This is a genomic window from Pseudovibrio sp. Ad46 (assembly GCF_001623065.1).
In the GTDB taxonomy this organism is placed as follows: domain Bacteria; phylum Pseudomonadota; class Alphaproteobacteria; order Rhizobiales; family Stappiaceae; genus Pseudovibrio.
In genome coordinates this window covers 1-15,505 of sequence record NZ_LMCG01000032.1, presented here as the reverse complement: position 1 = coordinate 15,505, position 15,505 = coordinate 1, and the positions used below count along the sequence as shown (strand labels likewise).

At 51.6% G+C, this 15,505-nt stretch carries 6 protein-coding genes; 4 read left to right on the top strand and 2 right to left on the bottom strand.

The window, feature by feature from the left end:
- A partial coding sequence (locus PsAD46_RS06515) for a Hint domain-containing homing endonuclease (RefSeq protein WP_063306425.1) occupies nucleotides 1-8,871 on the bottom strand: 8,871 nt, incomplete at its 3' end.
- A 1,356-nt stretch (nucleotides 8,872-10,227) separates the two neighbouring features.
- Here PsAD46_RS06515 and PsAD46_RS06505 point away from each other — a divergent pair.
- The 4 genes from PsAD46_RS06505 (at nucleotide 10,228) to PsAD46_RS06490 (ending at nucleotide 15,096) form a co-directional block, all read left to right on the top strand.
- On the top strand, nucleotides 10,228-13,203 hold the full coding sequence (locus PsAD46_RS06505) for a Tn3 family transposase (RefSeq protein ID WP_063291635.1): 2,976 nt from the start codon (nucleotides 10,228-10,230) through the stop codon (nucleotides 13,201-13,203).
- Between the two features lie 112 nt (nucleotides 13,204-13,315).
- A complete protein-coding gene (locus tag PsAD46_RS06500; RefSeq protein ID WP_153040706.1) occupies nucleotides 13,316-13,750 on the top strand; it encodes a hypothetical protein in 435 nt (144 codons plus the stop codon).
- Nucleotides 13,751-14,008: 258 nt separating this feature from the next.
- Entirely contained in the window at nucleotides 14,009-14,509 is a 501-nt protein-coding gene (locus tag PsAD46_RS06495) for a J domain-containing protein (protein WP_063291686.1), read from the top strand.
- On the top strand, nucleotides 14,506-15,096 hold the full coding sequence (locus PsAD46_RS06490; RefSeq protein WP_063291637.1) for a hypothetical protein: 591 nt from the start codon (nucleotides 14,506-14,508) through the stop codon (nucleotides 15,094-15,096). Before PsAD46_RS06495 ends, PsAD46_RS06490 begins: the two co-directional genes overlap by 4 nt.
- A 30-nt stretch (nucleotides 15,097-15,126) precedes the next feature.
- On the opposite strand, the gene PsAD46_RS28260 is transcribed toward PsAD46_RS06490, so the two are convergent.
- Nucleotides 15,127-15,505: hypothetical protein (locus PsAD46_RS28260; protein WP_206599615.1), on the bottom strand; the 379-nt coding region annotated here is incomplete at its 5' end.

Below are 15,505 nucleotides of genomic sequence, written 5' to 3'. Positions count from 1 at the left end.
ACCGGCATTAATGATGTTGCTGACATTGCCTCCGATAATTACATCGTCCGAAGCTGTGCCATCCAGTCTTATGCGTTCGTCTTGCAGAAGTTCAATTTTGCTCAAACTCGTCCCGTCAGCAAACTCATAGCGTTCGATATGCTGGCCAAGATCGGCAAGATTAACTGCTCCACTCTTACCACCTTTTTCCCAGGCAAGGGTCAGGGCAACGCCGTAAGTGGGGTGTTCATGGGACGTGATGGTAAAATCAGTCAGAACCAAATCATCAAATACAAAGGTATCATTTCCGGAAGACGCGTTCTCGCCGTCCTTGTTTATCCAGACAATCCCGTTGTCCTGATTGTAGTGATATGTATCATCACCGCCCTGGCCGCGTAGATGCTGCCAGTTCTGACTGTATGTGCCGCCAGTCAGGATATCATTGCCGTCACCGGCATTAATGATGTTGCTGACATTGCCTCCGATAATTACATCGTCCGAAGCTGTGCCATCCAGTCTTATGCGTTCGTCTTGCAGAAGTTCAATTTTGCTCAAACTCGTCCCGTCAGCAAACTCAAAGCGCTCAATGTGCTGGCCCATGTCTGCAATACGCAGTTCTCCGGGCTGACCGTCTTTGTCCCAGGAGAAGCGCAGGACCTGACCTTGTGTTTCATAATCAAAACTGTCGATTGTAAGATCAGAAAGTTTTAGGTCCTTGAAGTGCAGGATATCCGTCCCGCTGCTGGACCATTCGGCACTACGAGAGATCCAGAGCTGCCCATCATCTTTTCCAATCAGATAGGTGTCATCTCCTTCCTGGCCGAGCAAATGTTGCCATGAGCCAGAGTATCCACCCGCATCGAGGAAATCGTTGCCAGCACCGGCATAGATGAGGTTAGATGTTTTTCCGCCAACAATAAAATCGTTTTGAGCCGTGCCATCAAGGCGGATGCGGTCCTGCGAAGCAGAGGACGATGTAACGGAGGTGTTGTCGACCTCTCCAAGTTTGAGCTCATATCCATCAGCAAATCTCAAGGTATCGATGCGATTAGCATACTCAGCAAGGTTGAATAGATTTGCTTGAGCACTGGAAGATCCACTTCCTCCAAAGCTTGAGACAGTGGTGTAGGTTGCTTTTGTATTCCAGTTTTTGATACGAATGCTGTCGGAGAGATCGGCAAGAGCAGCATCTGGATTATCTGGGTCCAGCACATAGATGATCAGATCTTTGCCTTCAGTGCGTAGTGTGACTTCATCGAGCTTGAGATCTGTCAGAATGAGGAGGTCATCAGAGCCGTGTTGGTCTGAGATTGTGTCTTTGCCATCACCGCGAGAGTAGATGTAAGTATCATCTCCTGCGCCACCTTGCAGATTGTCGTCTCCAACGCCTCCAACCAGAAGATCATTATGGCCTCCACCTTTAAGCGTATCGTTTCCTTCGCCACCAAAGAGGCTGTCATAATCATCACCACCATCAAGGATGTCGTTGCCCTCTCGGCCAATCAAATAATCATTGCCATCCTTACCTTTGAGGGTCTCATTCCCAGCTGCCCCTTCAATCCAATCATGCCCGCTTGAGGCTGAGACAGTAGCGCCCTCAGCAGCTTTCCGGAAGCTACTCGAAAAACGAGATAGTGGTACTGAGACGCCTGAGGCAAATTGCAGGCTTTCAATTCGGTAAGAGGCTTTATCCCAATCCTTAATCCGAATAACATCTTCCACCCCGCTGAGAGGCTGGTCATGGCTATCACTCGGCAAGATATAGATCAGAAGATCATCGCCACTTCTTTTCAAGGTGATGTCTTCAAGCTCAATACCATCAGCAAAGCGTATTACGTCAGTGGCAATTTCTGCCTGAGAGGGGGTAAATAAAGTTCCCCCGGATGAAGACCCTCTCGAGGTAAATCCTGAAAGCACAGAAACTCCAAGGACGGTCCCTGAAGAGGATTTCTCACCACTTGCGTCTTTGATTGTGTCTTTGCCATCACCTCTGCTGAAGAGATAGGTGTCTGCGCCTTTGCCCCCTTCGAGGAGATCATCTCCCTTGCCCCCAGCAAGAGTGTCATTCCCATCTTCGGCTTTTAGCGTGTCGTTTCCCTCACCGCCAACCAGAATGTCTTCTTTGTCATTGCCCGTGATGGTATCATTACCCTTGCCACCAAAGGCCGCCTCCTGAGTTGAGACGTGGATGGTCTCATTGGTGTCGTTTCCAATGAGCACTCTCATGTCGTTGGTGGTGACGTTCAGCCCTTCCACGCCAAAAGACGCAGTCAGGTCTTCTTCTTTTTCCAGATCAAAGAGGAAGACATCTTCGTTGTTGGTTTGCCCGGTGTTGTTGCCGGTCACCTTGTGTTCTACGGACCGGGCCAGATCTACGCTGAGCTGTGCGCGGGTGAGTGTATCTGCGTTAAGGTCTTCAAGATGCTCCGCCAGTTCTGCAAGTTCAGGTTCCCGGCCAAGTGTGCTTTGATAGGTTCTTGCGACAAAGCCAGCATCACTTAAAGTGCCATAGCGGGTGGTGTACTCATCGGAATCAAGCAGGCCCTGCGCCAGCGCAGTGTGATTGAGCTGGCTGTTGTCCGCGTATTGGACAAGCATCTCAATCTCAGAGATGTCCATCTTTCTGTCGAGCACGCTGTCATAGATTTGAGCAGCTTCTTGCAGCAAACGGTTTTTTGCCGCCTCATCAAAGCGCTGTGAGGTTACCGTGGTTGAGCCATCAACTGTCTTTTCTATGCGCCAGGTCTCCAGACCATGGGCATCGATCTCATGGCTCACTTTGATATGTTCATTGCTTGAAGACGCACTTACCCCGTTGTCCCAGGTGTAACTGCCATCGTTCAACACTGAACGTGCGATGGTCTGCGTGATGCCCTCACGCAAGATCGTGGTGGTTAGGCCGTCAGATGAGGTTTGGGTCACAAAGTTCTTTTGAGCTGAACCGTTCGCACTGTAAGCCGTCTCTGTGACGGTCTTGCTGCCATCTGCCAGCGTTTTGGTGACCTCTGTTTTGTCTTTCCTGCCATCACCATCAAAATCAAAAGTCTTTGAGACAGTCCGGCCATCTGCACTGGTGACTTTCTGATAACTGGAGCGCAGGCTTCCACCCTCATTGCGCTCCGTGCTGGTAAAGGTGGTACTGCCATCTGTACCTAAAATGGTTTCATCAACGGTGGTGGTATCAGTTTCCCCATCACCATTGGAATCAACCGTAGTTGTTGCGGTCAGGCCATTGCCTGATGTGACAGTGGTGCTGGAATACTTGAGTGCATCGCCGTCTTTTTCCTCAAACACCTTCACCTGATTGCCAGTCTCATCATAGGAGATACTGGTCTTGCGCAAGATATCCGCACGGCCATCGCCATCCAGATCGAACGCATAGGATTGCTCATGCCCATTGGCAGAGGTGGTCTGAGTAACAAGTGTCCCTGCAGTCCCGTCTTCGCGAAGCTGAGAATGGACCGTGGTCTGATTGCCGCTTAGGTCCAGCTGTGTCTCGATCTTTTGATCTGTCACACCATCCCCGTCCAGGTCGATGGTAGAGGTCCGGCTACGCTCATCTGCACTGGTCACTGTCGTGGTGCTATGGAGTTTTTGTCCATCATCAGCGCTGAGCGTGTGCGTTTCTGTTCCGCCGCCAGAGGCCCCCAGTTCACGGTCTACTGAACGGTTGGTGTTTCCATCTCCGTCAAAGTCAGTGGTCTCGCTCACGTGCAGACCATCACCGCTTGTGGTGCCTGTGGTTTTTGCGACCAATAAACCACCAGTATCTGTGGTCGTCGTGGTTCGCGTCACGTCTCCGTTGCTGGCAAAATCTGTTTCAAACGAAGAACTCGTTTCAAAAATACCATTGCCATCCCGGTCAAGACGTACTTGCCCGCTCAGTCCATCATCAGCAGTCTGTGTCTCAAGACGTGCGGCCGCATAACCCTGACCATTCATATGGGTCACGGTCTGTGTCCGGCTGCCATCATCAGACAATACGGTGACATCACTGGTGCTGCGATCTGTGACGCCATCTCCATCCAGATCAAGTGTTGTGCTGGTTTGAAGACCATTGCCGCTTTTGCTTTGCACCGTTTTGGCCAGCAACCCGCCGCTCTCAGAGTAGTAGGCCATCGTAGATGTGGTCACACCATCATCACCAATCACGGTGCTGACAACCTCATCTTGATGACCATTGCCGTCCACATCCACCGACCGTGTATGAGAGCGTTCATCTGCACTCATCGTGCTCACAGTCTTGCTCAGCAACGACCCATTTTGAGCTTTAATGCTGCTGGTTGTGGTCTGGCTGCCATCTGCGGCAAGCACCCTCTGAGTGTTGGTCGTTCGATCGCTCTGACCATCACCATTGAGGTCATCACGGCGCGTGGAGACCAAAGTGTCATCAGAGACCTCCAAAACCGTATGTTTCAGAAGCGTACCATCCTGCCCCTTCAAAGAGGTCGTGGTGGTTTGTGAGCCATTCCCATTCAGGCTGCGGGTGGTTTCTGTTCGGCGCTCATAGACACCGTCACCATCCTGATCGAGCTGTTCCGTGACGCTTAGGCCATTGGCGCTGGTCAGCGTAACGCTTTCACTTTGCAACTCGCCATCTTTTGACTGCGTGCGCACAGATGTCGTGACCTGACCATTATCTGCAACAGTCTGCGTGGTGATCTGATCAGCCTGACCATCACCATTCACATCGACTTCGCTTGAACGGTAGCGCTCGTTGTCTGAGACTGTTTCAACAGAACGAGTGCGCAGCTCACCAGAACCGTCGCGCAGCTCAACTGTGGTGACAAGGGACCCATCCACCTGAAGCTCCGCTTCTGTTGTTTTGACAAGGTCGTAGGTGCCGTCACCATCCGCATCTGTTTTAACAACAGAGCTTAACTCATCATCGCTGAGGGTCGCCTGTGTGCGGCTCAGGAGCGATCCATTATCAGAGCGGGTCTCAGACGTGCGAAGGGTGCTGCCGTCAGCTTTAAGCACAGTGGTGTCCTTAACACTGCGCTCAAAGGTGCCATCACCATCATCATCCGTTTGCGTCACGCTCTGCAGGCCGTCATCACTGACGCTTACCGTGCTTTGGCTGCGCAAAGAGCCATCTGCATTGCGGGTTTCCTGTACGGTGGCTTTGCTGCCATCGGTATTCAGCACTGTTATACTTGTAACTGTCACGTCGATAGATAAATCACCATCCAGATCTCTTGCAACGCTTGTGGTCAGACCATTGGCGCTGGTGGTGGTCAGTGTTTGTCCAAGCGCCGTGCCGTCATTGGCATAAGAGGTCTCATGCAGGCTGACTGAACCATCTGTCTGCTCCGTGCGTATGGAAACGGCATCACTGTTGCCATCCCCGTCCAGATCAACGCTTGTGGTCTTCACGCGCCGGTCTGCGCTTTCCTCCACGACCTGTTTTGAGATCAGGCTGCCATCGCCAGCATAGTCTGAACGGGTCTGGCGTGTACCGCCATCGGTTTCCTTCGCCAGAACCTCAACAGTGCGGGCATCGATCTGACCATCCCCATCTACGTCAGTGGTTGTGGTAACACTCAAACCATCCGCACTGGTGCTGACCTTTGCTTGAGAACGCAGCGAGCCGTCAGAATTGCGGGTGGTAACGGTTCGCGTTGATTTGCCGCCTCCATCAGTACTGGTGATGTCTTGAACAGCAACATCCGTATCCCCATCCCCGTCACGGTCTGTGTGTGTGGTGGTCCGCAGACCGTCGGCACTGGTGGTGGCGACCGTCTTTGCATTCACAGAACCATCCGCATTACGGGTCCAGCTTGTGGCAACTCGATCCTGAGTTGTAGAGTTGGACACGACTGAAGACACAACCTCGTTAGCCTCAAGGCTCCCATTCTGGTTGAGGTCTACAAAGGTCTGTTGGCTGACCTTGTCCGCGCCCAGTGTTTCCCGGGTCATAGCGCGCACAGACCCGTCCGCGTTGGTCTGCGTAACTACCTGCTCACGGCTGCCATCTGCGGCAATCGTGGTGGTATCCACGATGGTCAGATCAATGTCGCCATCGCCATCCTGATCTGCTGTTGTGGTCTTGGTCAGCGCATCAGCAGACTGAACGGTTGTCGTTGAACTGCGCAGGGAACCATCACCATTCTTAATGGTGAGTTCAGAAGTCGTCTGGCCATCTGCTGCAACCGTAATTGACAGCTCTTCACGGGTGTCCGTGTCACCATCTCCGTCCAGATCCCGCTCAACCACTTTTGTGCGACCATCTGAGCTGACATCTTCTTTGACGTGCGAGCGCAGTGAGCCATCCTGATTGGTAATCGCAATCGTCTCAGACCGGCTGTCATCACCGTTTACGGTTACACTGTGGGTCTGGGTGGTATCAGCGGACCCGTCACCATCCTGATCGTGCCCATCTACACGCACGGTTCCATCACTGGATACAGTTTCACTGCGAGAGGTGATTACAGATCCATCCTGGGCTAGAGCACTGATGGTAATGATCTGGCTGCCGTCGCTTTGCGTTGCCCGCACTTCGTTCTGGTCGAACCAGCCACCGCCTGTCATATCGCGCTCAATGGTCAGGGTGTTCCCATCTGCGCTGGTTGTGGTCTGAATGCGACTGCGCAGGACAGCACTGGCTATATCGCTGCCAGCAAAATTGCTCTCTGTTTGCGTGCGGCTGCCATCAGAACCAACCACCGTCACAATACTCTGGATCCGGTTCGTAACCCCATCCCCATTGTCATCATAGCGGTTGGTGAGGACAAGCCCGTCTGCGCTGGTAACAGAGTGGATCTCATAGGCTTTGCTGCCATCGCTCTCATAGGCCGTCGCAATCAGCGTGCGTGCGCCAGCGCCATCAACACTCTCCATCTGTTCCACCCGATAACCCATGTCGGATGCAGCAAGCTTCATGTCGCCCACTGTGCCTGTGGTTCCATCAGACCAGGTAAAGGTGGTCTGACCGGCGATAACAGAGCCATCACTGAGCTCAATGTTGGAGGCATCCGCCGTCAGGTTGATCTGCGTAATCCCAAGCTCGGTCAATGTTTTGACGCTGGTGGACCCGTCCGCATTGGTCACCAGCAGCTTGAACTTGGCAAAGGCAGCATCCTCTGCACTCAGGACCCCATCGCCGTTGCTGTCAAAGACAGAGGCCAGCGCTTCCATGTCACTGGTGGCTGTTGGATCCCATTCAGTGAACACAAACTGGCGTTTTTCGGTGATCGCATCGCGGCCATCGGGATCATAAAACAGCACCCCATCACCACTGGCTGCCCAGGCCGTGCGATGCTCCAGACCATCCCCACCTGCATCCATGAAGATCGTCGACTGATCCAGCCGCGTCACCTGAATGCCATTGCCATCCAAATCAAGAATAACCGGATCAACAAACTTGTTGTGTACCCGAAAGCCTGCGGCCACATAAGTGTGCAGCTCGGCTACTGTGAAGTTGTAGACCGTATGACGGCCTTCAACGTCCGCAATCTGCTCAATGGTATGGAGCGAACCATCAGCACGAACGATCTGATCTCCCACCCGAAGCTCAGCAACAGGTCGGAAACTGCCATCAGCCAGCAAGAACGGATGCTCAGAGGTGACCTGCACACCATCCACATCCAGAACTTGTCTTTTGCCATGGACAAACAGATCAGTAACTTCGCGCGGCTCAAGCGCACCAAGACCATCAAAGGCCATGACATGATCTTCAAGGGCTACTTGTTCGATCGGCTTGGCAGAACCATCTGCCATCAGGATCAGTGTACCTGCAACAAAACAAGTTTCGCCTACACCACCATCGCTCCAGCCAGATCCGACATCAGGAGAAGACCCGCCACCACCAGCATCAGGGTCACCGTATGAACTTCCACCGTCGCCACCATAACCGTGATCATCTCCGCCATCAGAGCCGAACCCCCAGCCACCTCCGCCATAATCGGAGCCATCAGAAGAGGTGCTGCCGCTGTCGCCGCCAGCAAAACTTCCATCCGTCTGAACCCCACCAGTAGACGATCCAGTTCCATCCTCATTCCAATATGACGATGTGCTTCTTTGGTGGGCACTGTTAGTATTACGATCAGAACCTGACGAAGCCGCTTCATCCAAATCATGATATAATTGATCTGTCGGATCGCCAGGAAGCGGTGGGCGAGAAACTATTGTTGGCGGTATTCCGGCATTCAGGGCATTAGGATCATGATATAGGTTACCAGCCTGCCCAAAAGGTTGAGGTAAACCAATTGACACTGGAGTGCCTGCATTCAAAGCATTGGGATCTAAATAAAGGTTCCCGACCCCTCCGACCGGAGCAGCTGCCTCCGGCAGGCCGATTGTCACCGGAATACCCGCATTAAGTGCATTGGGGTCAGAATACAGACTACCAGTGTTGCCAAAGCTAGGAATCTCAGTGTCTATACTTCCGCGAAGGTTCCAGTCGCTTCCGAGGGAGGGGGACGGCGAGGAAGAAGGTAGTATATTATTTACCCACTCTTCTATGTATTTCTCGCCAAGAATCGCACCAAAGCCACCGAAGATAATTCCACCACCGATAGCGCCTGCTGGCCCCAATAAAAAGCCTCCAGCAACAGCTCCGGCTTTCCCTCCTAAATAAGCTCCTCCGAGTGTTCCTCCGAAGCCGGCAGTCTCCACAGCAATCTCATGAGGGTCTCCAGTTCCGAGTGCCGCAATTACGTCTCCTGAGGCCAAAATGGTACTACTATAAAGATTAACTCTTGCAGCAACTTTTGAAGAAATCCCGCCGTAACTCTCGGCTAATGCGATTGAACTCTCACGGATAACCCCGATAGAATAGTTAGCAACATCTTTAGCTGATACTGACAGATCTGGTTCAGAAGATGTAGTCGGTTTTGGCTTAGGAAGGCGCCCCCATTGGGCGTCTTTTCTGTAAATTGTAAGTTCAATCATGAGACACCCATTTAACGAGCTTGAGCAGTTTTACACAAAATATGATCGGTTGAGAGAGCGCAGCAGAAAAGAAGAATGCGTATGCCACACAAAGTATTGGGTAGGGATACCCAACAAACAAATAGAATGTCCCCAAATAATTACTTACAGAAAAGTTAGGATTAAAGAATAACAATACATATGTAGACGATAAAAATAGAAATATAGATAGAATGGAAAGCATTGCCATTCCGATATTTATTTTCTTATCAGAGCATAATCTCAAATAACTCATAGATAAAATAGCTGCGAGGGGTATTATACTAACAAGTGAAGTCGATGAGCTAATTAAGTACTGATAAGAACTCAGCTCATTAATTGATTTCAAGACGTAGAATCTATCAGCAAGCAATGGAAATGCATGAATATAGGGGATGAGAAAATCAAAACTTGAAGCAGCTATTATCCGAGGAAATAGATAAGATGGTATCAATATGGTAAAAATTGAAATCACAAGAAACCAACGAGATATTCTGCTCCATGAAACATAAAGTTCATAACTATCATAAATAGAAGCAGCGAACGGAAGAAATGTCATGTACTTCTCCCTCTCCTGAATATACTTGCTTTTATTAATATTACTCATTATCTTTCTTGCGCCACATAGGTATTATAGGATTTATTCTTTTTTTGCATGAGATTGTCGATATCAGGTCTTGACCATTCTTATTAATACTTCTTAAGGCATGCATTTTCCAACATACTTTCCGCTCCAGCAGAGAACATATATGAGAAGAGGAACCGGAAAAACCAAAAGCTGTTCAACGTTACTGCGTGCCCGTCCTAGAGGACACAACCTAGATTAAGCGCTTTGCTGTGATTTCACGAGGACGGAAGATCTCGCTACATGAATTCATTTCAGCTTAAGCGCAAATTAAACGTATTGGTATTGCGTACATCCGCAAAGTGACATCTGGCTCCAGGAGAAAAGGCTTTGAAGCTTAAGAAGCGCAGTGTAGCAGAGTGGGCTCAGGCATGAACTGCTGGATATCTTCTAAGGCGCATGGTGGTTTGTCGGCTAACACCGTGTTTTCTGGAAGTTGCGGAGACACTCATACCGCTCTCCAGGTCCAGAAGAGCTTCCTGCTTCTGCTGAGATGATAGGCGCTGCGGCCTGCCAAGTGATTTACCCTCAGCCTTAGTGCGCTGCAGACGTGCGTGACATGGTGGTGGTTCCGTCCAAAATTGATGTCCGAAACTATAAGCCTGTCCATAATGCGGTCAATCTAATATTTGAACAGGCGTTGGAGCCCTGTCCGCAAACCACCGTTTTTGAACAGATGTGGTAGTCATATTTCAAACAGGGAGAGACACAATATGGCCCGCCGGACGCTCTTAAAACCTAATGACCGTACTCAGCTCTTTGGCATTCCCTCAGATGAAGAAAGCCTGATCAGGCACTATACGCTTTCTGCGGCTGATTTGACTGAAATTGAGGGGCGTCGGCGTGACCACAATAAGATTGGCTTTGCCATTCAGCTCTGTCTCATGCGTTATCCGGGGCGCGTGTTGCAGGTGGATGAGATCCCGCCAAAAGCCATGCTGGATTATGTGGCCCAGCAAGTCGGCATCAATCCAGCGGTGTTCCAGATCTATGCAGAACGTGAAGAGACACGGCGTGAACATGCCAATTATCTGTCGCATTACGTATCCAGGCGGCCCGCCACTGCAGAAGATCGCCGTGCAGCTTTGACTGCAGCACTTCATGCAGCCTCAGAAACCGACAGCGGCTTTGAGATTGCCTCTGCAATAGTGACTGCTTTGCGAGAGCGGGACGTCCTGCTTCCAGCGCCTGAAACCTTAGAGCGGATTGGTCTTGCCGCTCGCTCCTTAGCACGTCGCCGGGCAGAAGAAAGGTTAATTTCAGGGATCAGTTTAGAGACGCAGACTAAACTTGAAGGGTTGCTAAAGACTGATCCAGAGCTCGGGCAGACGCCACTCCATTGGCTGCGCTCCGCTTCAGAAGCGCCGGGAGCTTACAACCTGTTGGGATTATTGGAACGGCTGGAATTCCTGCGTGCGCTGCACATTGACCCGGATCTGCAAGCAACAATCCCTCGAGGGCGTTGGGACCAGATGGTACGCGAGAGTGATGTCACACCAGCCTGGCTTGCTGGTGATTTCAGGGCAAACCGCCGTCTGGCGATGATTATCGTGCAAGTCCTCAAGCTCAGTCAGAAAATCACCGATGATGCGCTGACTATGTTCATCAAGCTCATGGGGCGCCTGTTCTCTCAGGCCAACAACAAGAAAAAGCAACAACAGGTCGATACCCAGAAAGAAACGTCAAAGGCATTGCGCTTGTTTCTAAAGACCATCTCAACACTTCAATCTGCACGAGAAAGCGGGGAAGACGCGCTTGCAGCGCTGGACCGTCAAGTAGGATGGCTCCAGCTAGAGCAAGCGCAGCAAGGTGTGAGCTCGCTTGTAGCACAAAATGATGCTTCCGTTCTTACCCTGGCTGCTGCTCACTATGGAACATTACGCAAATATTCAGGCTCTTTCCTCAAGGCTTTTGAGTTTCGCTCTGCTCGTCGGTATGATCCATTGCTTACTGCCATCGATACGCTGGGGAAGATGTATGCTGAGGGACGGCGCGTTCTGCCTCGCCCTGTACCCAGTTCCCATTTTGGGAATTCGGAACACCGTTTGATTTTCAGTCAAGCAAAGCCGGATCGACGTCTTTATGAGATCGCGACTTTGGCCGTTTTGCGTGATCGCCTTCGTTCTGGAGATGTCTGGGTCGAAGGTAGCCGGTCGTATCGCCCTATCAAAGAGCACTTGATGCCGCCCGCTCAGTTTGCTCAGCTCAAAGACAACAACGATCTTGCCCTTGGCGTTCCGTTAGATGGTGCAGCGTGGCTATCGAAGATGCAGGAACAGCTTGACTTCAACATCAAGCAGCTGGCCTACCGAGCACGCAATGGCAAGCTGAAGGACGTCCGACTGGAGAACGGTACACTCATCGTCACTCCTCAGGCCAGCGATGTTCCTTCAGGCGTTGAGGAGCTGAACGAGGAACTCACGCAGATGTATCCGCATGTAGAAGTGCCCGATCTTTTGCGGGATGTGCATGAATGGACCGGTTTTGCAGATCAGTTCACCCATGTGCGCACTGGGGATGCACCAAACAACATTACGACCATGCTGGCAGGCACGCTGGCGGACGCCACAAACCTTGGCCCAAAAAGGATGGCTGGAGCCTCAAAAGGGATCAGCGCTCATCAAATTGGTTGGATGAGGATGTTCCATGCCAGGTCCGAGACCTACCGGGCTGCACAGGCTTGCATCGCAAATGCCCACGCCCTACATCCCCACAGCCTGCTTTGGGGCAGCGGGTCTACCGCTTCAGCTGATGGTCAGTTCTTCCGCGCCAGCGACCGGGCTGAAAAGCTTGGAGATGTAAACCTTCATTATAGCAATGAGCCTGGTTCGAAATTTTATAGCCACTTATCCGATCAATATGGGTATTTCGGCATCTTGCCCATCAGTCCGACAGAAAGTGAGGCCTTATATGTGCTCGATGGACTGTATGACCATGAAACCCGCTTAGAAATTGAAGAGATCTTTACTGATACGGGCGGCGCGAGTGATCACGTATTTGCCTTGTTGATGCTGACGGGACATCGGTTCTCACCACGACTGCGGAACCTAAAAACCCGAAAGATACATGCTTTTGAGAAGGCTGAGGCCTATCCGGCTCTCGCCAGCCATATTGGTACTCCAATCAACACTACTCTCATTCTGGATCATTGGGAGGATCTGCTGCATCTGGCAGCTTCTGTGACAACCAGAGCAGTGTCTCCGTCAACCATATTGAAGAAGCTGGCCTCTTCCTCAAAGCCCAGCCTTCTTGCCAAAGCCCTGCGAGAACTGGGCCGTTTGGAACGCTCGCTGTTTATGATCGAATGGTATTCTGATCCTGCCTTACGGCAACGCTGCCGAGCAGGCCTCAACAAAGGTGAAGCGGCTCACAAGCTCAAACGAGCGGTATTCTTCCATGAACGCGGTGAGATCCGCGATCGCTCATTTGACGGCCAGGCATTTCGTGCCTCAGGTCTCAACCTTGTCGTCAGTGCTATCGTTTACTGGAACACGGTTTATCTCAGCCGCATCGTCCAACACCTCCGCGATCAAGGTCGAGATATTCCCAACACCCTGCTCAAGCACATTTCCCCTCTCGCATGGGAGCACATCAATCTGACAGGTATCTATTCCTGGGATAGCGAGCTTGCATTTAATGATACCTACAGACCTCTACGACTTCCGAGACTAATATCAGACGCAGCCTGATGTTCTAGCTCTGTTCTTTCTTAGCGTACGATTTTTAGCAAATCTTGTTCTGGCCCCTTTTACGCCAATTGAGATCTGGACAGGGCTGCATGTCGAGCTGGAGAACTGGCGCTTGAAATGTAGCCATGTGAACGAAGACCTGCACCCACTAAGAGATACAGAAAACTCAGTATATCTGAATGAGCTGCAAGCATTTCCCGCCAGAAAGTGGGCGCTGATTGGCGATGGTGCTGGCTGGACACCGGTTTCAGCCATGGCACTCTCATGGTGTGAGGGCACAACATGGAAAGGCGTGCTGAAGGCGTGGGAAGCCATCAATAATCTTGATCTGGAATCTGATGTGACCAGCCTGTCTGCCCAAATGACCAATCCAAAATTATTACCAAACCCAGACCTGGCGACAGTGCTGAAGCTCGGGCAGTCACCGGGAGGAGCATGGGTCTTGCTATCTGCCTTGCGCCTTCATGACAAACCAGTGCGATTTGATGAGACGCAGGTTTCTCGCAATTCCATGCACTCCGTGCTCTGGCCGCTCATAGAGCAATGAGTGTCGCTGGGTACTCTTCCCTGACGTTTTGAGCGCAATCAGCTAATTCCTCCCATCCTTTCTTCCGTTTTGATCTGAAGGCACCGCAGCAGGGCTTGCGCCCTCACGCGAACTAGATCGTCACTCACCTGACCACAATCTTCCTCGCCTTTCAGGCTCCGGGAGATCATGGACAGCCTCCCTCCTCACCAGCTCCCGCTCACCCGTTTTATTGGCAAGGAAAGTAGAAACGGACCTTCCAGAGACGGAGCAAACACCATGAAAATCTCAGACGCCCTTTCCATCCTCGGACTTTCTTCAGGTGCATCACAAGACGAAATCAAATCCACTTACAAGGGTGCTGCCAAGAAATACCATCCAGACCTGAATCCGGCTGGGGTTGAGATGATGAAGCTTGTTAATGCTGCCTTTGATGTGCTGCGCGATGCGACCAGCACACAGACCCAAGAAGACAGCGATTGTAATTACGGCGAAGAACTCAACGCGGCCATCAACGCCATTATTGATCTGGATGGGCTGGAAATTGAAATCTGCGGTGCATGGGTGTGGGTTGGTGGAAATACCCGAGAACATAAAGAGACCTTGAAACAGGTAGGCTTCAAATACGCCAAGAAAAAACAGAAGTGGAATTATCGCCCGTCCGGATGGAAGTCTCGCAGCCGTGGCACCTATTCAATGGATGATATCAGAGACGCACATGGCAGCACGCGCCCGTCTCGTCCTCCCCGCCGTAACTATGCACTTGGAGCAGCGGCATGACACTGGAAGAAACGGTTTTACCGGTCGCCAGAATGTTGTTTGAGGGGGAGGGGACAATCCTCTCCCAAGGCCACCTTGTCACGGTTGAGGCTCCTATGGGAGCCTTGGTCATCAGCTTTATGAAAGAGCGCGGCCGCATTCGGGCCAATGCCAGCCTGCGGCATGATTTGGGAGACAGTCACTATTGGCGCAATCTGAAAGAATATGCTGCGTGGGGAGAGCAGCCAGCCTTACGGCGAACGTTTGCGCCTGACCGGTTTACATCCCATCCTGAGCAAGTCATGAAGGAGATCAACCGTCACATCACAGAGCCAGCGTTCCCGCTGGCCTTTAAGGCACTGGCGGCGATTGCTGATCATCACGATAAGAAATGCAGGATTGCAGAAGTGGTCAAGCGGGCAGCTCCATCAGAAGCGCATGTGAATATTCACGGCAGGTACAGTTTGCGCAAGGCTATTCAAAGCTTTGATTGCGGTGCTCGCGGTGCTTTCGAGATCCGGCCTGACAGCGCTTATTGTGATCTGGAGATTCAACATCTGTCTTTGGAGAAGATGGAGCAGCTCATCGCCTTCCTGAATGCCTCCTGAAGCGGGGAGGCTTTCATCTGCTTTATTGCCTCATTTGGAATTAAGCCGTGCGCAGGCCGGTGCTTTGCGGGATCTACCGATCCCACGACGCACACTCTCTCCAAAGTCTTCATCTGGGAAAGTATGAAAGCGGCGCGCCCTGGCTTGCAAGCCCTTCGCGGGATCAGCAGATCCCACTTCGAACTTACAATCCAGCTCACTCATGTTTGTTGATGGGCTGGAAGCTGGCAAGCGATGGCCGCACCCACCACATGCCAGCTTCCAACAAGCCGAAGTTCTGATCATTCTTTTCTGTCGTTTTGACCTGAGGGACAGCTTTAAGGGCTTTGCCCTCACGTGACCTAGATCGTCGCTCGCCTGACCACAATCTTCCTCGCCCTTAGGGCTGCGGGAGACTATGGACAGCCTC

Excerpts from the sequence above, each read along its gene's own strand:
- PsAD46_RS06505 (WP_063291635.1), top strand. The coding sequence starts at position 10,228 with ATGGCCCGCCGGACGCTCTTAAAACCTAATGACCGTACTCAGCTCTTT.
- PsAD46_RS06495 (WP_063291686.1), top strand. The coding sequence starts at position 14,009 with ATGAAAATCTCAGACGCCCTTTCCATCCTCGGACTTTCTTCAGGTGCA.
- PsAD46_RS06490 (WP_063291637.1), top strand. The coding sequence starts at position 14,506 with ATGACACTGGAAGAAACGGTTTTACCGGTCGCCAGAATGTTGTTTGAG.